The following is a 20,408-nucleotide window of genomic DNA, read 5'->3' as shown; positions in this document are numbered from 1 at the left end:
CATAAACAAAACCCGCCGGATTGCTCCGGCGGGTTTTGTGTTTCAGAGGTTTGTTCTTCTCAGAACTCTTCCCAATCCTGTGCGGATGGCTTGGCCGCCGTATCTGCCTGTGGCGCGAAGGCCTTGGCAAGGCTCTGTCCGAGAGCGCGAGCGGGCGAAGAAACCGGACGGGCGGTTGGCTGGGCAATCTTGGCAGCAGGGCGTGGCTTTACCGAGAAGGCTGGCTTCGGTGCCGGTGCAGAAGACGAGCGTGGTGCAGCCGATGGTGCGAAGACCGTCGTGCCACGCACGCCGCCACCGAGATTGAACTGGCCGATCAGTCCGTTCAGGGCTTCGGCTTCGCGGGCCAGAGCATGGCTTGCAGCGGTCTGCTGTTCCACCATGGCGGCGTTTTGCTGCGTGCCCTGATCCATCGTGTTGACGGCGGTGTTGATTTCCTGAAGGCCGGTTGCCTGTTCGCGGGCAGCGGTGACGATGGTGCTGACGTGAGAGTTGATTTCCTCGACTTCGGAAATGATCGCCTGCAAAGCCTTGCCGGTTTCGCCGACGAGGTTCACGCCGTTTTCGACCTGCTGGCTGGACGCACCAATCAGGGCCTTGATTTCCTTGGCGGCATTGGCAGAACGCTGTGCGAGTTCACGCACTTCCTGCGCCACGACCGCGAAGCCCTTGCCTGCTTCACCGGCACGCGCCGCTTCCACACCGGCGTTCAGCGCCAGAAGGTTGGTCTGGAAGGCGATGTCGTCGATAACACCGATGATGTTGGTGATCTCGCCTGAGGATTTTTCGATTTCCTGCATGGCGGCCACGGCCTTGCGAACGACGGTGCCGGAGTTTTCAGCCCCTGCCCGTGCGCGCTGAACCAGTGCGCTCGCCTCTTCCGCACCACGGGCGCTGTCACGCACGGTGGTGGTGACTTCTTCCAGCGCAGCTGCGGTTTCTTCGATGGAGGCTGCCTGCTGCTCGGTACGGCGGGAGAGATCATCTGCCGATGCCAGCATTTCAGATGCACCGGCATTGATGGCCGAAGCATTTTCGCCAACGTTGCGCAGCGCTTCCTGAAGCTTCTCCAGAGAGCTGTTGAAGTTGAGACGTAGCGGCTCGATGAATTCTACGAATGGCGTTTCGATGCGGTAGACCAGATTGCCATCGGCCAGCGCCTGCAGACCTTTGGCAAGCTCTTCGCGAGCAAACATCTGTTCGGCTTCGGCGCGGGCCTTGTCGGCTTCGTTGCGGCGGCGGTCGGCTTCCGTTGAAGTGCGCAGACGGTCGCTTTCATCGGACAGGCGGGATTTTTCAATACCGGCTTCCTTGAAGACCAGCACGGCCTTGGCCATCTTGCCGACTTCATCGCCGCGGTCGAGTGCGGGGACTTCCACGGACGTATCACCATCGGCCAGGCGGCTCATGGCATTCGTCATACCGACGATTGGGGAAACGATGGCGCGCGACAGGGCCCAGATGAGCAGCACGGCGACGACGCCCGCGGCAGCACCGCCACCCAGGAGCGCGAGTTCGAGATTGCTGTGTGCACTGGACTGCGCGGCGATCTGGCTTGTCGAAGCAACCGACAGCTGCTCCTTGATCTTAGCGGCAGCGGCACGGAAACCATCCAGCTGACCTTTTGCCTGATTGCGGCCAATCTCGATGACTTCGGAAATCGGTGCTTCCGTGGTCTTGCGCGCGGCCATCTGCGGCTCGGCAAGCTGCGTGTAGAACACGGTGGCGGTTGCCTGCATGTCATCGATGGATTTCAGGATTTCCGGCTGACCAGCGGCATAGCCGCGTGCCTCATCCAGCTTCTTCAACATCAAATCGCGCTGAGCAAACACGTCATTATAGGTGCTGTCGCTGCGAAACAGCAGATAGCCACGCTGATTGACAGCCTGCTCCAGCATGGCAGCTTTTGCGTCATCGATGCTCGACATGATCTTGCCGGTGTTGGTCTGCTGGTCGGAGATGCGCTTGGCATCGATCGTTTGCAGGAAGACGAACGCGGAGGCCACAAGGCAGACACCCATCAGTGCAATGAAAGTGGCGACCAGCTTGAGGTTAATGGGTAGATTTTTCAAAGACATCGAGTGCTCTTTCGACACGCTTCGGTGAGGCTGTTTCAAATCAGCCTATGGGGAACTGTATTTTTTCTGGAGGCCGCCTTCATGGCAGACGTGATGAGATCAACTCAGCTTAGCCCTAGACTGCAATAAAGCCGTTTATTTTCGCTTAAACTTGCGGACATCAGTTATGGATGCTGCATATTCACATGGCAGTCTGCCCTTTGTCTCAGGGCTCACACGCATAAAATGCTTGCCTTGCGGGCATTTGACAGTCATTGACACGGCCATGTCTAATTCATCTGAAAATCACCGGCTGGACCAGCTTCTGGTATCCCGCGGCCTGTTTGCCAGCCGCTCCCGCGCACGCGATGCAGTGGAGCGCGGTACAGTGCGCGTCAACGGCAAGATCGTCACCAAGCCCAGCCTGACATTTCCCGGAAATGTCGTCTTCGAAGTCAGCGATCCCGCGCAGGATTATGTCTCGCGCGCGGCCTTGAAACTGGTCGCCGCGCTCGACCATTTCCAGCTGGAGCCCCGTAATCTCGAATGTCTTGACGTCGGCGCGTCCACGGGCGGCTTCACGGAAGTTCTGCTGAAACGCGGCGCGTCCCACGTGACCTCCATCGATGTCGGCCACGGCCAGATTCATCCGCGTATCGAAAACGACCGGCGCGTGACCAGCATCGAAGGTTTCAACGCCCGTTTTCTGACCCGCGACGATATCGACAATCGACCGATCAGCTTCATCGTGTCGGACGTGTCCTTCATCTCGCTGAAGCTGGCGCTCGCCCCTGCCCTTGAACTGGCAGAGCCCGGCGCGCTTGCCGTGTTGCTGGTGAAGCCGCAATTCGAGGCCGGTCGTGATGCGATCAGCAAGGCGGGTCTTTTGAAGGAGCCGGAAACCGCGCCCGATGTTGCCGCAGAGCTTGAGCGCTGGCTGGTGGAGGACATGGGCTGGGTCAGTCTTGGCCTTATCCCGTCACCCATTGCAGGCGGTGATGGCAATGTCGAATTCCTTCTCGGAGGCAAAAAGCCATGAGCACACAGACTGTGAAGATACAAAGTCTGGGCGCGCAGGGCGATGGTATCGCGCACTGTCCCGATGGCACGGTCTACGTGCCCTTTGCATTGCCGGGTGAAACGGTAGCCATTGCCCGCGTCAAGGACCAGGGCATGGTCATGTCCATTGCCGAGGCCGCCCCGGAACGGCGTGAGCCTGCCTGCCGTCACTTTGGACCAGATGGCAAGAACGGCACCTGTGGCGGCTGTTCGTTGCAGCATATGGCCGATGAGCCCTACCATGTCTTCAAGCGCAGCCTTGTGGTTGCCGCGCTGAAGTCCAAGGGGCTAGAGGCCGAAGTCGATGCGCTGGTGCACTGTCGTCCGGGCGAGAGACGCCGCGTCGTCTTTACCGCCCGCAAAACGGAAAAAGGTCTGCTTCTGGGTTTCAGCCAGGCAGGCAGCCATCACATCGTTGCCATCGAAGAATGCCCCATCGCGTCGAATGGTATCATCTCGCGTCTAGACACCATCCGGGCCATTGGTCTGCCGCTAGCGTCAAGCGCGGAGCCGTTCCGCATCACCGTTATGGAAACGCGGACCGGGCTCGATATTTCCTTTGAAGGCATCAAGGCGCCAAACGACAAGCAGCGCAGAACGGCAACGGAAATAACGCTGGCCACACGCGGCATTGCGCGCGTTTCGATTGCTGGTGAAATCCTGATCGAACCGCAAAAGCCGATGATCGATTTCGACGGCGTTATGATTTCGCCACCGTCTGGCGGCTTTGCGCAGGCCACCAAGCAAGCAGAAGATGCGATGGCGGAACTGGTGCTGGCGCATGTCGGCAAATCCAAGCGCATCGCCGACCTTTTCTGCGGCTCCGGCACATTCGCGCTGCGGCTTGCCCGTCTTGGCAAGGTGCATGCGGTGGAAACAGAAGACAAGGCGCTGAAGGCGCTGGATCTCGCAGCACGCAATACGCAAGGCCTGAAGCCCGTAACGATTGAAAAGCGTGACCTGTTTCGCCATGCGCTGACCACCAAGGAACTGAAGAACTACGACGCCGTGGTTTTCGATCCGCCGCGCGCGGGGGCCGAAGCCCAATGCAAGGAACTGGCGAAGAGTAGCGTCAAGAAGATCGTTGCCGTCAGTTGCAACCCGCTATCGCTGGCCCGCGATCTGGCCATTCTGGTCGAGGGTGGCTACCGCCTGACCAAGGTAACGCCTATCGACCAGTTCCTGTGGTCGCCGCATGTGGAAGCGGTTGCGACGCTGGAGAAGTAAGCTACTTTTCCCTCATCACCAAGCTGTATCGATATTGCCATTCCCCACCACGCCATCACAACGGCAGCGACCGCCGACGCGGCCCTGCTGAATGGGGCAAACGTAGGGGCGGGAACGATTGGCGCTATCGGGCGGTGTGATCACGCAAACGAAGCGCGGACGGCGGCGGTCATTGTTGTTGCGGTTGGATTGCCCGGCCTGGCTGTTAAAATTCTGCACCTGAATGACATCGCTCTGCGCTGGCTGCGACATCAGCGGCGGCTGAAAGCTGGCCGCTTCCGCGAGGCTGGAAAGTGAGACGAGGGCGAGCGTTGCGAAAACGATATTGCGCATGGTGGCGGCTTTCTTGAAAGGCGGGCGTTGTTGCGCAAAGACTAAACAGCCTTGTTTTGCAATTCCATAAGAGATGCCAATTTTCACCAGCCACGCTTAACGACGCATGAATGCCTCGAACGCCGCTCTGGCTTCGGCGCTCTGCAATTGCGCCGCAAAATGCACGATTTCCGCATCGATCCTTGCCCGCACCTCCGCGCCATCGCCGCGCAGCAGATCACGAGCGATCTTCAGTGCCTGCGGTGGTTTTGCGGCAAGCTTTGCGGCGATCTTCAAAGTTTCCACTTCGACCTCAGCTTCCGACACGACTTTCCAGATCAAACCGGCCTGCAATGCCTCATCTGCCGAAAAGCCTTCGCCCGCCGCCAGCAGCGCAAAGGCACGTTGATGGCCCATGATGCGCGGTACGAGCAGGCTGGACGCCGCTTCCGGCACCAACGCAAGATCGACGAACGGCGTCTTGAACAGGCTGCGACTGGAAGCAACGGTCAGGTCGCAATGCAGATTGAGCGTCGTGCCGATGCCGATGGCCAGCCCATCGACGCCGGAGACGATAGGTTTGCCGACGCTGACCAGCGCATGCAGGAAATCCCCCGCTGCCAGCCGACCCTTGCCGCCGGACATGGCAAAGGCCATGAAATCAGCCATGTCGTTGCCCGCTGTAAAGCAGCCCTCCGAGCCGAGGAAAGCGATGGCACGGATGTCCGCATCGGCATCTGCCGCCTCCAAGGCCTCGATCATGCTGCGATACATCGCATCCGTGATGGCGTTCTTCTTGTCCGGGCGGTTGAAGCGGATGACCATCACGCCGGGTGCGGTTGCAGGACGTTCGACAAGAATATGGTCGGCAGACATGGGAACTCCTTAACCCAGCACGGCACGAGCCGCTTCAAGGCTCGCGGCACCCGAAATCACGCGGTCTTTCAGCGCAGACGTTTCCGCCAGCAGGTTTTCGGCGGTGAAGCGGCACAGCGCTGTGCGGCTCGCCCCCTGCCCGTCAGCAACCGACGCCAGCACACCCTTGGCGAGATAGGCTCCCGTCAGCGCAAGTCCAAACAGACGCTGATACGGCGTGGCACCGGCGAGCGCCGCCGATGTTTCGCCCTTCGCGACCGCATCCAGCAGCCACTCGGTTGCGTCTTCCAGATCGGTGATGCTCTGGTCGAGATAACGCCCCGTCTCGCCAAGCTCTGGCGTGTTGGAGGCGTGAACGGCCTGCGCCTGTTCCTTCAGTTCCGCGATGAAACCACGAACCTGCGCGCCCTCGGAAAGCGGCAACTTGCGCATGACGAGGTCGATGGCCTGAATGCCGTTGGTGCCTTCGTAAATCGGCGCAATGCGGGCGTCGCGCAGGTAACGGGCAGCACCCGTCTCCTCGATGAAGCCCATGCCGCCATGGACCTGAATGCCAAGCGATGCCACGTCCACACCGGCATCGGTGGAGAAGGATTTTGCAATCGGCGTAAGAAGGGCTGCACGCTCCTGCCAGAATTTCCGCTCCGTCGCATCCGTCTTGGCGTGGCTCATGTCGATGGCGTGGGCGCAGGAGAACGAGATGGCGCGAGACCCTTGAGTTAGCGCCTTCATGGTCAACAATGTTCTGGCAATATCGGGATGTTCGATAATAGGGCTCATGCCGGTCGCCTTGGTGCCGGGTGCCTTGCCCTGCGTGCGATCCTTGGCATAGGCGATGGCCTTTTGCGTCGCCGCTTCGCAGATGGCAACACCCTGCATGCCGACAGCCAGACGCGCATTGTTCATCATGGTGAACATGCAGGCGAGGCCCTTGTTCTCTTCACCGACAATCCAGCCGATGGCACCCTTTTCAGCGCCGTAGCGACCATCGCCGAAAATCATCGTGCAGGTGGGAGACCCGTGAATGCCGAGCTTGTGTTCCAGCGCATGGCAGAACAGGTCGTTGCGTTCACCCGGATTGCCCGCCGCATCGGGAAGAAATTTCGGCACGAGGAAGAGCGAGATACCGCGCGTTCCCGCTGGCGCGTCCGGCAGGCGTGCCAGCACCAGATGAATGATGTTGTCGGCTGCGTCGTGTTCACCCCAGGTGATGAAAATCTTCTGACCGAAGATGCGGTAGCTGCCGTCACCGACGCGTTCTGCCCGCGATTTCAGCGCGGCGAGATCAGAGCCGGCATGCGGCTCGGTCAGGTTCATGGTGCCGGTCCAGACGCCGGACACCAGCTTTTCCAAATAGGTTGCCTTGAGATCGTCGCTGCCGTGGGTCGCGATGGCTTCCACTGCCCCCATGGTGAGCGTCGGGCACAGAGCAAAGGCCATGGAACCGGAGTTCCACATTTCCAGCGCAGCAACATTCAGCAGATGCGGCAGCGCCTGCCCGCCGAATTCTTCCGGCGCGGTCAGGCCGTTCCAGCCGCCTTCTGCCCAGCGGCGGTAGAGATCGGCCCAGCCATCCGGCGTGCGCACAGCGCTATCCACCAGCTTGGAGCCTTGTTTGTCGCCAATCTCGGCAAGGGGTGCGACCTCATCCGTGGCGAAACGACCGGCTTCATAAAGAATGGCATCGACGGTATCTTCGTCGAGATCACCGAACGCGCCGTCATCCAGTGCTGATTTGAGACCTGCCACATGTTTGAGCGTAAAAGCGATATCGTCGACCGGTGCGGTATACATCCTGCCTCCTCCCGAAGCGTCTGCCTGCAATACGATAGCCTTCGGGGCTAAATGATTTTTACGTAAACGTCAATTTGAAAAAGTTGCACTGCGATCAACTTCCCTGTCATCGCGTATTCATCGGCGGCCACTGCGCACAGCATTCGCTGCACTTGTAATCAAACTGTCACAAAACTCTGGTCTGCATGATATCGTCGCAAAAGCGGGATATTTTACCGCTGCCCGCCGCGATTGCCCGTTCAGGATAACGCCCATGGATATTCCGCATCCCGCCATTCCCGGTCTCGTCTGGGCCTATCGCTTTCGCCCCGGCATAGAGCCCTGCACCCGGCTTGCGCCGGATGTGCAACTGGCCGAGCTTCAGACGGAAGACGGTTTTTTCTGGCTACACCTCAATCTCGCAGATAGCCGGGTTGCCAGCTTTCTGGAGAACATGCAGGGGCTGGATGAGAGCATCAAAGGCAATCTGACGACCCATGAGACCCACCCCTCCATCGTGGTAGATGATGGTGCGCTTTATGGAACGTTGGTGGATTTCCAGCGCGAGTTCGATCAGGAAACCCGCGATATCGGCTGGCTGCATTTTGCGCTGGGTGAACGCTACATCATCACCACGCGCCTTCAACCGCTTCGCTCCGTGGATCGGCTGCGAGCCGCCATCGATAAGAACCCGAAGCGCTACTCCACGCCGTCCCATGTCTTTGAGGGGCTGGTGGCGGAATTTCAGCGCAGCCTGATTGCGCTCGTCATGGAAACGACAGAAGAGCTGAATGCCATCGAGGACTTCGTCTATGACAGCACCCCGCGCGATGAACGCCGCAGGCTTGCGCCAGTGCGCCGTACGGTCGTGCGCCTGCACCGGCATTTGCGCACGGTGCTGACCCTGATGCGCAGGGCGTCCGCGGCGGATGACGAGGAAATGCCTTTCGGCTTTGAAGAGATTGCTGCGCGGCTGACCGGCCGGCTGGAATCCATCGATCACGATGTCTATGCGCTTCAGGAGCGGGCGAGACTGTTGCATGAAGAAGTGGATTCGAAGCTCTCCTCCGAAACCAACCGACATCTCTATATTCTCTCTCTAATGACGGCGTTTCTTCTGCCGCCGACACTGGTCACCGGCTTCTTCGGCATGAACACCGGCGCCCTGCCCTTTACCGAAGGCACAAGCGGTACGATCTATGCGGCGAGCTTTATCGTGGCTTCGATCCTGTTTGCCTGGGTCATCCTGCGGCGGGTCGGCATCCTCTAAATGCAAAACGCCGCCCGGATGGAGCCGGACGGCGTTTCTCGCTTCAGGTAATCAATCAATCAGCCGTAGGGCGAATAGCAGGTCTGACGCGGGCCGTTGTAAGGCTGGAACGTGTTGCTATAGGCATCGTAAGAGCGGTAGCGACCGAAGCACCAGTTCACATGGCTCTGGCTGAGGCCAGCGCGGGGAGCCGCACGGTAGACCGGACGTGGGCGATATTCCGGCACTGGGCGGTAGACTTCACGCGGCTGGGCAAGCGCACCGCCAATGATCGCACCGGCACCGAAGGCCGCCAGTGGGAACCAATAACCATTGTGGTGGCGATAGCCAGGGCGATATTCGCGATAGCCACGGTGGCCACCGTAATAGCCCGGACGATAGTCACGACGGTAACCGCGATCACGCCAGTACTGAACATTCACCACGCCAGTGTCGGCCTTATCAACCGCAGGCGGAGTGACGGAAATGGGCATGGCCTGTGCAGGCACGACGGAGCCCGCAGCAGCGAGAACCGAGAAGCCGGCAGCCCAAATAGTTTTCATATAATTCTGCATCTGATTTCCTCCATCCACGGCCGGATACTCTGCCGGCACATTGTGAATAACGACGTTCTTCTTGTGTATTGGTTCCCACGAAATGCGGGATTATTTATATGTTATTAGATTATAAATGGCTATCTGAACCCAGCATTAACAACGTGTTCACACTAACTTGATGGCTCACAATAAATAAAATAGAGAAAGCCCGACATATGCCGGGCTTTCTTTGAAATCGTTCAGTTTATGGGGAAACGCACTGTCTGCGTGGGCCATTGTTCGGCTGGAACGTATTGTCAGACGCGCGGTAAGAACGGTAGCGGCTCGCACACCATTGCTGGTGGCTGCTGCCGTAAGACGGACGGGCCTGCGATGCTGCGCCACCGATGATCGCGCCTGTGGCGAATGCTGCGAGCGGGAACCAGAAGCCATTATGCTGACGGTAGCCACGGCGGTATTCGCGGTAGCCACGATGTCCGTTGTAATAGCCTTCACGCGAAGGACGGCGGAAGTCACGGTCGCGGTGACGGTAGGAACGGTCGCGATAGAAGCGGCGTTCGCCGTCGCGATACTGCACCTGCACGACATTCTCAGTCGATGCCTGAACAGGCTTCGGCATGGGAAGCGGGACCTGGAATGCCTGAGACGGCGTAAAGCTCGTCAAAACCATGATAAGAGCTGTAGCAACGCTCGTCTTGCGCAAATTCAGCATGAATTTCCTCCGTGTTATGACACTACGCGTTGAAACCGCGCTTCGATGATCAACTAACGGGAAAATTCGTTATTGGTTCCATTGTGCAAAATCGAACCAAGTATAATCACGCTTCTACTTGCACATCCGTCAGCGGGCGCGAGCAGCAGGCGAGGATATAACCTTCCTCGATGTCTTCATCGAGAATGCCGCCATTGTGGCTCATCTCGACTTCGCCCGAGAGCTTCAGTACCCGGCAAGTGCCGCATATGCCGGATTCGCAGGCAGCTCCGATGCGCACGCCAGCAGCACGCGCCGTCATCAGAATGGTCTGGCCCGGCTGGCATGGAACATCCTTGCCGGACAGGGTGAAGCCGATTTTGGCCAGCACTTCGCCATCGTCAGGCAGATCGCTTTCGCCAACCGCAAATGGCATGGCCGGGGAGAAGCTTTCCTGATGATAGCGCGCCATATCGAAGCCGGAGGCTTCCAGCATGGAGCGAATAGCGGCCATGAAGGGCTCAGGTCCGCAGCAGAACACGGTGCGGTCCATGAAATCATGCGACAGCAGCGCGATCTTTGCCTTATCCACCATACCCTTCAGCCCCGACCAGAGATCGGTACGTCCGCAGTTCTCGACAATGAAGCCCAGCGACAGGTTGGGCATGAAGCGGGCGAGATATTCCAGCTCATGTCGGAACACGATGTCGGATGGGGAGCGCGAGCAGTTGATGAAGGAGATATCGCTTTGCGGCGCGCGGTCGCTCATATCGCGCACCATCGACATCATCGGCGTGACGCCCGAGCCTGCCGAGATGAACAGATACTTGTCGCCCGGATGGCGCACATAGGAAAAGTCCCCCAGCGGCCCGAGCGCGCGAATGCGCATGCCGGGTTTGAGGTTATTGAACATCCAGCGCGTACCGATGCTGGTGGCCTGCGCCTTGACGGTGACGGCCAGCGCATAAGGACGCGACGGACTGGACGACAGCGTATAGGTGCGAAACAACGGCTCCGGCCCCACCGGCAGTTCCAGCGTCACGAACTGGCCCGGCAGATAGCGGAACCAGTTCGGGCCTTCGGAGCGAAACAGGAAGGTCATCACGTCAGGCGTTTCCGGCGTCACCGAAATGCATTCCAGCATATGGAGCTTGTCGCTCCACGGCTTCATTTCATCGATATGCTTGTATGTCGTCTTCATGTTGATCGCGGTCATGCGACAGCCGAGAGTTTTTGCTTATCGCCCGACAGACGGTCGATCATGAAATCGGAATACCAGTTGACGAACTGCATGACGCCACCTTCGTCTTCCATCGAATAGGGGCCGGGCTCATAGGCAGGCGAGCGGATGCCGAAGGCGTTCTCTTCGACGATGCGGCGGTCCTGATCGTTGGTCTCGTTCCAGACATGCGTCAGGTCTTCCAGATCGTAATCCACCCCCTCTACGGCATCCTTGTGCACCAGCCATTTGGTCGTGACCTGCGTTTCCTGCGGCCCCAGCGGCAACACGCGGAAGGAAATCAGGTGGTCGCCCAGGAAGTGGTTCCAGGTCGTGGGGTAGTGGAACAGAAGCAGTGCACCGATATGGTCGATGGTCACATCGTCAGACAGCGGGCGGCGCACGGCGCGCTTGCCGGACATGGTGTAGCTCTCGGCCTCGCCGATCAGCGGCATGCGGGCCACGCGGAACTGGCCCTTGGGGTCAATCTTGAAGCGGCTGGGCAGACCGGCGGCTTCGCAGCGCGCCCAGTGGCCGCCGATTTCCGGGTCGCTCGCGCCGCCATCTGTGCCGGTAACGCTGGGGTTTTCAGGGTAGGTGCGGCAGAGTTCCGGGTGGTTTGCGGCACAATGGTAGCACTCGCGGTTGTTTTCCCACACCAGCTTCCAGTTACCCTTTTCGATGATGGTGCTTTCATGGGCGACCTTGGCCTCCCAGATGCGGTGCGGCGCCATATAGGCTTCGACTTCGGCGCGCACCGGCGCAAAATCCATCGGCTCATTTGCCAGACAGATGAAGACGTAACCGGCGACGGTCTCGCAGGCGATTGGCTTCAGACCGAAGTTTTCCTTGTTGAAATCCTCGCCCATGTGGCGGGCAAACAGAAGCTTGCCATCCAGATCATAGGTCCACTGGTGATATGGACAGACGAGGCGGGCGGACTGGCCTTTCTGGCTGGTGCAGACGCGCGAACCGCGGTGACGGCAGGAATTGTGAAAGGCGCGGATGGTGCCATCCTTGCCGCGGACGATGACGACGGCATATTCGCCGATCTGCACGGTTAGATAGGTGCCAGCCTTCGGCACTTCGCAATCATGTGCCACGAAGAGCCAGTCGCGGTACCAGATGTTTTCCATGTCCAGCTGAAAATAGTCCTGATCCACGTAGAAAGGCTGCTCCAGCGTGAAGCCCTCACGACGGTTTTTCAGTTGGCGCAATACGGTTTCACGCAAATCCATGGCCATGTCCTCGAAAAGTCGCGGCGAGCTTCCAGTCCTATGCCGCTTCACACGGAATTATCTAACCATTCGCACCGCGTTTCAGCACCACATACAGCGACATCGGCTTCCGCATTGGCGACAATTTGCGACATGTCGCATAAAGGCAATAGCCCGTAATTTCGTTAGGAAAACAGCGGCTTATTCTCCGTTTACCGGAAAAATCCGTCGCAATATGACACGAAAGCCGCCGGTGCCAATCCTTAACATCTACCATGCCGCAACAAGGGATTTTTAACCCCCTTCCCGTAAAAACATGGGGACAGGCAACAGGAGTTCTCCCGATGGAGAAGGGAACGCAAATCCGCTACTTCGATGCGAACGCAGGCAAGGCGGCTCCGACACGTTCGAAAACCGCTCATTCGGATTTCCTGCGCACTGGCAAGATCGCCCGCTACGAAGAAAAGTGGGTTCCCCGCGAACCACGCTATCTGACGCATGATCAGGTTGCGGAAATCACCGGTCGCAAGCTTCAGGCTGCCGGAGAAATGACTCATTCCCGGCTTGATTCCTTTCACAGTTCGATCCGCTTTCCCAAAATGGTGTTTCACCGCACCATCGAAGAACTCCCGCATCTGGGCTATTGCCATGTAACGGCATCCCGCACCAGTTTCGATGCGAAGACACCGGTGCTGTTTTCCTTCTACTTTGCCAATTTCTTTTCCGAACTGTGCGGCGACGAGCAATTCTTCGAAAATATCGATCCGCGCCAGTCGCGCATGTATTTCGCCATCGCCATGGATATGGCCGGTGACAAAACGGTGCAGATCAACAAATCCGTGCACCGCGATGGTCTGCTGTTTCGCACCAGCGACCCGAAAATCGCACTGAAGAACGTGCTGATGCTGGGTACGCGCTCCAACGAAATGCGCAAGTTCATCCGCACACTCTAAGCCTGCGCCGCAAACGGCTTTCCAAGCCGGTTGAAAACCTCTAAAGCATGCCGCGCAAAACCGTGCGGAGCTTGTCAGCGACGCGCATCATTGGGTGCAGCATTTATGGCGCGTCATATTCACATCGAGCAGGACAGGCAGACGGCGCTTCGCGACGCCGTCGATGTGCTGTCGTCCGGCCATCCGGTCGCCATTCCGACAGAGACGGTCTATGGCCTTGCCGCCGATGCAACCAACCCCGTCGCCATTACCCGCATCTACGAAACCAAGGGCCGCCCGCAGTTCAACCCGCTGATCTGCCATATGGCCAACATCGCCATGGCAGAAAACTATGCGATCTTCGATCCGATCTCGCGCAAGCTGGCGGAAGCGTTCTGGCCGGGACCGCTGACACTCATCCTGCCGCTGAAACCGGAAAGCATGATCCATGCGCTAGCGACGGCGGGACTTGATACGGTCGGTATCCGCATTCCCAAGGGTTTCGCCAGTGACCTGATCGCCGCCTTCGGCAAGCCGCTGGCGGCTCCCAGCGCCAACAGTTCCGGCAAGATCAGCTCCACCAGTGCCGCCCATGTGGAGGCGGATCTGGGCGAGAAGGTCAGCCTAATCCTGGATGGCGGCTCGGCACCGGTTGGCGTGGAATCCACCATCGTCAAGGTAGAGGCCAACGGCACCGTGAGGCTGTTGCGGCCCGGTGGGCTCGTCGCAGGGGAGATCGAACGGGTCATCGGCCTCACGCTCATCCGCCCGGAAAAGGCATCCGCAACCATCGAAGCCCCCGGCATGCTGGCCTCACATTACGCGCCCGGCGCATCCGTGCGGCTGAACGCCGTCTCCGTCGAAAAAGGCGAGGCGCTGATCCGTTTCGGTGGCAAGCCTATTGCCGGGGAAGAAAGTGCCGCAATCGTTCTCGATCTCAGCGCCAGCGGCGATCTTGCGGAAGCGGCGACCAATCTCTTTGATCACCTCAAAACCGCCGATGCCAGCGGTGCTGGTAGCATCGCGATTACGCCCATTCCTGAGACAGGGCTTGGCGAAGCCATCAACGACCGGCTGGCCCGTGCCGCAGCCCCCCGCCCCTGACAAATCCCCGTGAGGACCTCATGACGACGATTGCTCTGCCCGATGATCTGATCCAGCGTTTCGTGACCATCGTCGGTGAGAAGAATGCCGTGCGCGATCAGGCCGATCTCGCCCCGCATCTGGTGGAAAATCGCGGCCTTTATAAAGGTGCCTCGCCGCTGCTGCTGAAACCGGCCACGACGGAAGAAGTCGCCGCCATCATGAAACTTGCCAGTGAAACCGGCACGGCCATCGTTCCGCAAACGGGTAACACCGGTCTTGTTGGCGGGCAGACGCCCCGCAGCGATGCCAGCGACGTCATCCTGTCACTGGAGCGCATGAGCCGCGTTCGCGACATCGACCCCGTCGCCAATGTCATCGTCGTGGATGGCGGCTGCATTCTGGATACGGTCCATCAGGCTGCTGACAAGGTAGAGCGGATGTTCCCGCTTTCGCTCGGTTCGCAAGGCTCCTGCCGCATCGGCGGAAACCTCGCGACCAATGCGGGCGGCACCGCCGTTCTGGCCTATGGCAATATGCGGCAATTGTGCCTCGGCCTTGAGGTCGTTCTGCCGACCGGTGAAATCTGGAACGGCCTTCGCCGCCTGAAGAAAGACAATACGGGTTACGATCTGCGCGATCTTTTCATCGGCTCGGAGGGCACGCTCGGTGTTATCACCGGTGCCGTGCTGAAACTCTTCCCGAAGCCTAAAGGCCATCAAGTGGCCTTTGCCGGTCTCAACTCGCCAGCAGATGCCCTTACCCTGTTCGATCGCGCCTCGACGCTGTGCGGTGCGGCGCTGACCGGCTTCGAACTGATGCCGCGCATTGGCATCGAGTTCACCGCAAAGCACATTCCCGGCGTGCGCGATCCCTTGGAAACGCCGCATCCGTGGTATGCGCTGATCGACGTCTCGACCTCTGACACCGCAGAAACGGCGCAGACAATGATCGAAACCCTGCTGGAGCAAGGTTTTGAAGCCGGTATCGTGCAGGATGCGGTGATTGCCGCCTCCGAAGCGCAGCGTCAGGCACTGTGGCACATGCGCGAGAGCATGTCCGATGCGCAAAAGCCGGAAGGCGGCTCCATCAAGCATGACGTGTCCGTGCCTGTTTCGAAAATCCCTGACTTCATGGCGGAAGCCGAAGCTGGCGTGTTGCAGGCCATTCCCGGCGCGCGCATCTGCGCCTTCGGTCATCTGGGCGATGGCAATATCCATTACAACATCTCCCAGCCAGTTGGTGCGGACAAGGCCGAGTTCATCGCCCGCTGGCGCGAGATCAACCACATCGTCCACGGGATCGTGCTTTCCCACGGCGGTTCGATATCTGCCGAACACGGCATCGGTCAGTTAAAACGTGACGAGCTTGCCGATATCCGCCCCGGTATCGAAATGGACCTGATGCGCCGAATCAAGATAGCCTTCGACCCGGCGGGTGTCATGAACCCCGGCAAGGTTGTTAAAATATAGGACTCAACACCAAAACCGTCATACCGGGCTCGACCCGGTATCCAGTGCGATCAAGTCTCTGATCGCAAAAGACTCTTCCGCGTCGCAAACCCTGTGCTGCATCATATTGGCTCAAAGGCCGGTATCACGGAAGAGATTGAGCGCCGCTGCGCATCCGATCACAAATTCCCCGCTGACCACCTAATCCCCGCTCATTTTTGGCTTTCAGCTTTTTGGCAATTGTCGAAACCGACTTCCCCTGCGCAACGTAGTTCAAACGCAGGGGTTGCGCGGCAGCAATGCCGTGCACCGCAACCAAACGGGGTGACGGGGATGGGCAATATTGCTGTGCGCGCTGGCTCAAAGGCCTGCGTATCAATTCAGGAATTCGAAACCCTATCAGGCTGCGTTTTGCTAACCATTTGGGAATGCAAAGTTTTCTTAACCTCGATTTTTAAGCTGTATCGAACAAGCGCCCGCTATCTTCTCCCTATCAGAGGACGAAAAGTCCCGGACGAGACCATGAAACGGCTCTCAGGTAAAACAAGGATAGCATGATATGACCAACACTGTTCTGAAGCCCGAATGGGCAGGCGCTACTCTCCGGTTAGACCCAACGCGGTTTCCGCAGCAGCTCACCTACGGTAAGGACAAGGGTTCAGCCGATGTCGCTATCACGCTCGACGAGCGCGGCGCAGTCCTTCGCAAAGTTTTGAACTCCAGCGGCCTTCCGCTTTCTTTCGCGCTTCCGGCACGCGCCTTCAAGGGTGTTGCTGCCCGCGCCATCGACCATGGTGACGGACAGGTCACCGTGACGCTCGAACTTCACCACGACGATCCAGACCTCTGCATTCCGCTGCTGGTGGCGCACGACCTGTGCGACATCGCTGCCGATTGGCGCAGCTGGTCGGAAAAGTATCGCATTCCCATGCTGATGGTCGAAGCAGATGGCGTTGCCCGTCCGCTGGAAGATCATCTCGGCAATGTCCGCACCGAGACCACCCGCCCGCGCCGCCGTCATTCCTATTTCGCAGACCGCCGCCCGCGCTTCCTTGTGCGCCGCAGCACCGGTTCGCTGGGCATGACCATGCGCATTCAGGGCAAGGAAATCATCGCCCGCAGCTGATCCACCATGCTGCGGATAAAAGAAAAACCCGGCGCGTTGAAAGACGCAGCCGGGTTTTTCGTATCAGCCAATCACCAGCGGCAAAAGCAGACCGGCAAAAATCAACAGCCCAACACGGTTGTTGGATTTGAACAGCGCCAGGCATTGTTCGACATTATTGATATCCAGCACCTTTACCTGCCGAAACAGCAGGAAGGCGGAAACGAAGAGGCCAAGATAGCCGATCCAGTTAACACCCGCCATCAGGAACGCCAGAAAGATGAAGACCAAGGCTGTGCCATAAAGACCGATCAGCCAGCCATGTGTCCTGTCTCCGAACAAAAGCGCGGTGGAACCGATGCCGGCTGCCGTGTCGTCTTCTCGATCCTGATGGGCGTAGATTGTGTCATAACCGATCGTCCAGGCGATAGCACCGACGTACAGCAGAACCGGCGAGACGGATAGCGACCCGAATTGACCCGCCCAGCCCATGAGCGCGCCCCAGGAAAAGGCAAGGCCGAGAAAAAACTGCGGCCAGTTGGTGAAGCGCTTGGCGAAGGGATAGATCGCCACGAAGACCAGCGACGACAGGCCGACGAGAATGGCAAAACTGTTGAAGCACAACAGCACCGCAAGCCCGACCAGCGCCTGAATGACAATGAAAATCTTCGCCTGTTCACGGCTGACCCGGCCGGATGGCAGGGGCCGTGAGCGGGTGCGCGCCACCGCCATATCGATCTTGTGATCGACCAGATCATTATAGGTGCAGCCCGCACCGCGCATGGCGACCGAACCGGCAAAAAACAGGAAGAGATGAAAGAGCAGAAGGCTCCATGAGAAGGTGCCGAGATGCATCGCGGCATTGGCCGCCATCGCCGCCGACCAAAAGCACGGCCACATCAGCAATTCCCAGCCGATGGGGCGGTCCCAGCGGGCCAGTTGCGCATAGGGCCAAAGGGTCCTCGGCAACATCCGATAGACCCAATTGTTGGATGGCGCGTCAGAGACGCGGCCGGAAAGATCGCTTTGGTCAACCATGCCAGCGTTCTACGCTTGGCATTTACGAAGCGTCAAGCAAAAGCGATCAGACGGCTCTCAGAGGCCGAAGCCGAACTTGTAGCTGGCCTGAACGCCGACCACGAACTGGTTTTTGGAGCCGCGCTCGCTGACCAGCGTGCTGTCGCCCGCATCACCCATCAGGCGGCGATATTCGGCAAAGGAACCGATCTCTGCCTTCTCGGTGACTTTCCAGTTGATGGCCGCACCGACGCCCACCGAATGCAGGCCGCCATCCGGCGAATAGGGCGAAGGTGCACCGGCTGCGAACTGCGCGGAATCGACGCCGTAATAGCGCTCATTGTATTTTTTGGTGACCCATGTGGCACGCGGGCCAGCCGAAATCTGAATATCCGGCGTCAGATCGGTAAAGACGTCGGCAGACAGATCGGCCACGATACCCGTGTGGCTGCGAATGCCCTGGCGCGCTTCACCGCGAATGCGCAGCCAGTCAGTGGGATAGGCTTCGGCAAAACCGCCGACTTCCGCGCCCCATTTGATGGAGCGCATGCCGGTCAGATCACGGGAATCGCCTGAATCGCGCGATGGCACGAACCGGCCTGCAATACCCATGCTGATCGGGCCATTGTCGAGAAGGGCGACCGACGCACTGTCGTTCTGCGAGGTGAAACGGGCACCCTGCCCTGCACGACCGAGAGCGATGATGGGTGCGAAACGGAATTCGTTCTTGTTATCACCCTGATATTTCGGTGCGGAAAACCCTTTTCCACCCAGCTTCAAATACCAGTCGCCGGAAAACCAGCCATCAGCCGAGGCTTGGCCAGCGGCAAAAAGCGAAAACACACAGGCGGCAATCACCGTCTTTGAACTGACCATAACAAGACCCCGAAAAACGCAATACATTGGAGGTCTGTAGAATTAGAGAGATTCCGTTTCCATCCTGTTAACCAGCAGGGCGAAATCTGGACGCCTTTGCGGCTTTTTAAAAGCTCACCTTTTCCAGCGGTGGTCGCGTCTTCTCGAATTCCAGCAATCGCGCCTCGTTTTTGGCAATATAGTCGCGATTATCAGGCACCACATCTCCGCGTTTGGCCAACTGAATCTGGAAAATGTGGAAGTTCTCATGCGTGAAGGCCATTTCTGACCCGGCCAGATAGAACTCCCACATGCGGAAGAAACGTTCGTCATAAATGGCAACCGCCTCTGCCTTGTTCGCCACGAACCGTTCGCGCCATTTGCGCAGCGTATGGGCGTAATGCATCGGCAGGATTTCGATATCCCGCACCAGCAGGCCCGATTTTTCCACCGCTGGCAAAACCTCTGCCAGCGAGGGGATATAGCCGCCGGGGAAAATATATTTTTCGATGAAGGGATTGGTCGCTAGCGCCGGATAGGGCTGACCGATGGAATGCACCACCATCACGCCGTTTTCATCCAGCAATTCCGCCGCCTTGCTGAAATATTCGCGGTAATGGGTTGGCCCGACATGTTCGAACATGCCAACCGAAACGATGCGGTCAAAAGGTTGCGCGGCAGACAGATAGCGGTAATCCTGCAATTCGAAACGCAGCTTATCCGCCAGCCCGCGTTTCTGCGCCCGGTCGCGTGAGACCCGCAACTGCTCTTCGCTCAGCGTAATACCTGTCACATCCACATCGGAGCTTTCGGCCAGATACATGGCCATACCGCCCCAGCCGGAGCCGATTTCGAGAATGCGCTGGCCTGGTTCCGGCATCAGCTTGGCCGCGATGTGCCGCTTCTTGGCGACCTGCGCTTCGTACAGGCTGATGCCCGGCGGGTTGAAATAGGCGCAGGAATATTGCCAGTCCTCGTCCAGAAACAGATCGAACAGCTTGGCACTGAGATCGTAATGGTGTGCGACATTGTCCTTGTTGTGATTGACCGGCAGATGCATCTTGATGCGGGCCGCGATAATGCGCGCCATGCCGCGCCAGATCATGCCGAAAGTCAGGGCTTCGCTCAGCGTGTTGCTTTTGATCAGCGCCAGAAAGTCATAGATGTCGCCTTCAACGACAGCCATGCGCCCTTCCATGAACATTTCCGCTAACTTCAGCGCGGGATCGGCGGCAATCTCGTCCATCGCCGCATCATCGGTAAAGTTGAGGCCGACCCGTTTTCCCGTGCCATCACCGTAAACCTGCAGCCCTCCCGGGCCGGTAACGACCAGATTGCCGGTCTTGACTATTTTTCCAAGCAGAGCATGCAAAGACGAGGCCATTTCACCCCCAATAAGCTAAGTCTCACTTATCAATTGAATGCTAAGCTACCGCTTTCATGCAAAGTTTCAAGCGGGGGTATTTTCAAAAATATTGAATGATTTCAGATTGGTTTTTTGGGTTGTTTTGGGGTTGAAGGATGGAAAGGGTGGTGGGTGTGGCTTACCCCCCTCTGCCCTGCCGGGCATCTCCCCCACAGGTGGGGAGATCGACTCGTGGATAGTTCGCGGCCATCTCGAACGCTGCGGCTGAGTGGGGGCCGTGCGCCCAGCCAATCTCCCTCCTTGTGGGGGAGATGCCCGGCAGGGCAGAGGGGGGTAAGCCACACCCACTTCCCTCTCAATCC

At 58.6% G+C, this 20,408-nt stretch carries 18 protein-coding genes; 7 read left to right on the top strand and 11 right to left on the bottom strand.

The genetic code is table 11. The features are described from left to right. Positions 1-59 precede the first annotated feature (59 nt). Positions 60-2,078, bottom strand: coding sequence for a methyl-accepting chemotaxis protein (locus AC27VJ_RS03155; RefSeq protein ID WP_488682764.1), 2,019 nt, complete (start codon positions 2,076-2,078; stop codon positions 60-62). 265 nt (positions 2,079-2,343) lie between these two features. On the opposite strand from AC27VJ_RS03155, the gene AC27VJ_RS03150 reads away from it, so the two are divergent. Beyond that, entirely contained in the window at positions 2,344-3,096 is a 753-nt protein-coding gene (locus AC27VJ_RS03150) for a TlyA family RNA methyltransferase (RefSeq protein ID WP_488682763.1), read from the top strand. Next, positions 3,093-4,343, top strand: coding sequence for a class I SAM-dependent RNA methyltransferase (locus AC27VJ_RS03145; protein WP_488682762.1), 1,251 nt, complete (start codon positions 3,093-3,095; stop codon positions 4,341-4,343). The genes AC27VJ_RS03150 and AC27VJ_RS03145 overlap by 4 nt, the downstream gene beginning before the upstream one ends. A 15-nt stretch (positions 4,344-4,358) precedes the next feature. Here AC27VJ_RS03145 and AC27VJ_RS03140 read toward each other — a convergent pair whose 3' ends face one another. From AC27VJ_RS03140 to AC27VJ_RS03130, 3 genes are all read right to left on the bottom strand, one after another. Beyond that, on the bottom strand, positions 4,359-4,676 hold the full coding sequence (locus AC27VJ_RS03140) for a hypothetical protein (protein WP_488682761.1): 318 nt from the start codon (positions 4,674-4,676) through the stop codon (positions 4,359-4,361). Positions 4,677-4,772: 96 nt separating this feature from the next. After that, a complete protein-coding gene (locus tag AC27VJ_RS03135) occupies positions 4,773-5,531 on the bottom strand; it encodes a crotonase/enoyl-CoA hydratase family protein (RefSeq protein WP_488682760.1) in 759 nt (252 codons plus the stop codon). 9 nt (positions 5,532-5,540) lie between these two features. Next, a complete protein-coding gene (locus AC27VJ_RS03130) occupies positions 5,541-7,325 on the bottom strand; it encodes an acyl-CoA dehydrogenase (protein ID WP_488682759.1) in 1,785 nt (594 codons plus the stop codon). Between the two features lie 253 nt (positions 7,326-7,578). On the opposite strand from AC27VJ_RS03130, the gene AC27VJ_RS03125 reads away from it, so the two are divergent. Continuing rightward, positions 7,579-8,574, top strand: a complete 996-nt coding sequence (locus AC27VJ_RS03125) for a transporter (protein WP_488682758.1) — start codon at positions 7,579-7,581, stop codon at positions 8,572-8,574. Positions 8,575-8,633: 59 nt separating this feature from the next. Here the strand turns inward: AC27VJ_RS03125 and AC27VJ_RS03120 are convergent, their stop codons facing one another. From AC27VJ_RS03120 to AC27VJ_RS03105, 4 genes are all read right to left on the bottom strand, one after another. Then, positions 8,634-9,128, bottom strand: coding sequence for a BA14K family protein (locus AC27VJ_RS03120; RefSeq protein ID WP_353576063.1), 495 nt, complete (start codon positions 9,126-9,128; stop codon positions 8,634-8,636). A gap of 226 nt (positions 9,129-9,354) precedes the next feature. Next, complete coding sequence (locus AC27VJ_RS03115) at positions 9,355-9,822, bottom strand: BA14K family protein (RefSeq protein ID WP_488682757.1); 468 nt, start codon at positions 9,820-9,822, stop codon at positions 9,355-9,357. Between the two features lie 106 nt (positions 9,823-9,928). After that, positions 9,929-11,002, bottom strand: a complete 1,074-nt coding sequence (locus tag AC27VJ_RS03110) for an FAD-binding oxidoreductase (RefSeq protein ID WP_488683177.1) — start codon at positions 11,000-11,002, stop codon at positions 9,929-9,931. Between the two features lie 11 nt (positions 11,003-11,013). After that, positions 11,014-12,258 (bottom strand): aromatic ring-hydroxylating oxygenase subunit alpha, encoded by a 1,245-nt coding sequence (locus AC27VJ_RS03105; protein WP_488682756.1) that lies wholly within the window; start codon positions 12,256-12,258, stop codon positions 11,014-11,016. 323 nt (positions 12,259-12,581) lie between these two features. On the opposite strand from AC27VJ_RS03105, the gene AC27VJ_RS03100 reads away from it, so the two are divergent. The 4 genes from AC27VJ_RS03100 (at position 12,582) to AC27VJ_RS03085 (ending at position 16,829) form a co-directional block, all read left to right on the top strand. Beyond that, positions 12,582-13,190 (top strand): DUF6656 family protein, encoded by a 609-nt coding sequence (locus AC27VJ_RS03100; RefSeq protein WP_113088673.1) that lies wholly within the window; start codon positions 12,582-12,584, stop codon positions 13,188-13,190. A gap of 105 nt (positions 13,191-13,295) precedes the next feature. Continuing rightward, on the top strand, positions 13,296-14,273 hold the full coding sequence (locus AC27VJ_RS03095) for an L-threonylcarbamoyladenylate synthase (protein WP_488682755.1): 978 nt from the start codon (positions 13,296-13,298) through the stop codon (positions 14,271-14,273). Between the two features lie 20 nt (positions 14,274-14,293). Further along, on the top strand, positions 14,294-15,724 hold the full coding sequence (locus tag AC27VJ_RS03090; RefSeq protein WP_488682754.1) for an FAD-binding oxidoreductase: 1,431 nt from the start codon (positions 14,294-14,296) through the stop codon (positions 15,722-15,724). A gap of 538 nt (positions 15,725-16,262) precedes the next feature. Beyond that, positions 16,263-16,829 (top strand): DUF6101 family protein, encoded by a 567-nt coding sequence (locus tag AC27VJ_RS03085; RefSeq protein ID WP_113088675.1) that lies wholly within the window; start codon positions 16,263-16,265, stop codon positions 16,827-16,829. A gap of 63 nt (positions 16,830-16,892) precedes the next feature. Here AC27VJ_RS03085 and ubiA read toward each other — a convergent pair whose 3' ends face one another. The 3 genes from ubiA to AC27VJ_RS03070 form a co-directional block, all read right to left on the bottom strand. Further along, complete coding sequence (gene ubiA / locus AC27VJ_RS03080) at positions 16,893-17,846, bottom strand: 4-hydroxybenzoate octaprenyltransferase (RefSeq protein ID WP_488682753.1); 954 nt, start codon at positions 17,844-17,846, stop codon at positions 16,893-16,895. 57 nt (positions 17,847-17,903) lie between these two features. Beyond that, entirely contained in the window at positions 17,904-18,701 is a 798-nt protein-coding gene (locus AC27VJ_RS03075; RefSeq protein WP_353576056.1) for a MipA/OmpV family protein, read from the bottom strand. Positions 18,702-18,807: 106 nt separating this feature from the next. Next, complete coding sequence (locus AC27VJ_RS03070; protein ID WP_488682752.1) at positions 18,808-20,064, bottom strand: cyclopropane fatty acid synthase; 1,257 nt, start codon at positions 20,062-20,064, stop codon at positions 18,808-18,810. Positions 20,065-20,408 lie beyond the last annotated feature (344 nt).

The sequence above is a fragment of the Agrobacterium sp. 20P9.1.2 genome (genome assembly GCF_057799395.1).
The sequence above is the reverse complement of the archived record's forward strand: the minus strand, read 5'-3'. Positions and strand labels throughout refer to the sequence as shown.

Excerpts from the sequence above, each read along its gene's own strand:
- AC27VJ_RS03150 (WP_488682763.1), top strand. The coding sequence starts at position 2,344 with ATGTCTAATTCATCTGAAAATCACCGGCTGGACCAGCTTCTGGTATCC.
- AC27VJ_RS03135 (WP_488682760.1), bottom strand. The coding sequence starts at position 5,531 with ATGTCTGCCGACCATATTCTTGTCGAACGTCCTGCAACCGCACCCGGC.
- AC27VJ_RS03145 (WP_488682762.1), top strand. The coding sequence starts at position 3,093 with ATGAGCACACAGACTGTGAAGATACAAAGTCTGGGCGCGCAGGGCGAT.
- AC27VJ_RS03085 (WP_113088675.1), top strand. The coding sequence starts at position 16,263 with ATGACCAACACTGTTCTGAAGCCCGAATGGGCAGGCGCTACTCTCCGG.
- AC27VJ_RS03105 (WP_488682756.1), bottom strand. The coding sequence starts at position 12,258 with ATGGATTTGCGTGAAACCGTATTGCGCCAACTGAAAAACCGTCGTGAG.
- AC27VJ_RS03100 (WP_113088673.1), top strand. The coding sequence starts at position 12,582 with ATGGAGAAGGGAACGCAAATCCGCTACTTCGATGCGAACGCAGGCAAG.
- AC27VJ_RS03115 (WP_488682757.1), bottom strand. The coding sequence starts at position 9,822 with ATGCTGAATTTGCGCAAGACGAGCGTTGCTACAGCTCTTATCATGGTT.
- AC27VJ_RS03095 (WP_488682755.1), top strand. The coding sequence starts at position 13,296 with ATGGCGCGTCATATTCACATCGAGCAGGACAGGCAGACGGCGCTTCGC.
- AC27VJ_RS03090 (WP_488682754.1), top strand. The coding sequence starts at position 14,294 with ATGACGACGATTGCTCTGCCCGATGATCTGATCCAGCGTTTCGTGACC.
- AC27VJ_RS03130 (WP_488682759.1), bottom strand. The coding sequence starts at position 7,325 with ATGTATACCGCACCGGTCGACGATATCGCTTTTACGCTCAAACATGTG.
- AC27VJ_RS03110 (WP_488683177.1), bottom strand. The coding sequence starts at position 11,002 with ATGAAGACGACATACAAGCATATCGATGAAATGAAGCCGTGGAGCGAC.
- AC27VJ_RS03075 (WP_353576056.1), bottom strand. The coding sequence starts at position 18,701 with ATGGTCAGTTCAAAGACGGTGATTGCCGCCTGTGTGTTTTCGCTTTTT.
- AC27VJ_RS03140 (WP_488682761.1), bottom strand. The coding sequence starts at position 4,676 with ATGCGCAATATCGTTTTCGCAACGCTCGCCCTCGTCTCACTTTCCAGC.
- ubiA (WP_488682753.1), bottom strand. The coding sequence starts at position 17,846 with ATGGTTGACCAAAGCGATCTTTCCGGCCGCGTCTCTGACGCGCCATCC.
- AC27VJ_RS03070 (WP_488682752.1), bottom strand. The coding sequence starts at position 20,064 with ATGGCCTCGTCTTTGCATGCTCTGCTTGGAAAAATAGTCAAGACCGGC.
- AC27VJ_RS03125 (WP_488682758.1), top strand. The coding sequence starts at position 7,579 with ATGGATATTCCGCATCCCGCCATTCCCGGTCTCGTCTGGGCCTATCGC.
- AC27VJ_RS03155 (WP_488682764.1), bottom strand. The coding sequence starts at position 2,078 with ATGTCTTTGAAAAATCTACCCATTAACCTCAAGCTGGTCGCCACTTTC.
- AC27VJ_RS03120 (WP_353576063.1), bottom strand. The coding sequence starts at position 9,128 with ATGCAGAATTATATGAAAACTATTTGGGCTGCCGGCTTCTCGGTTCTC.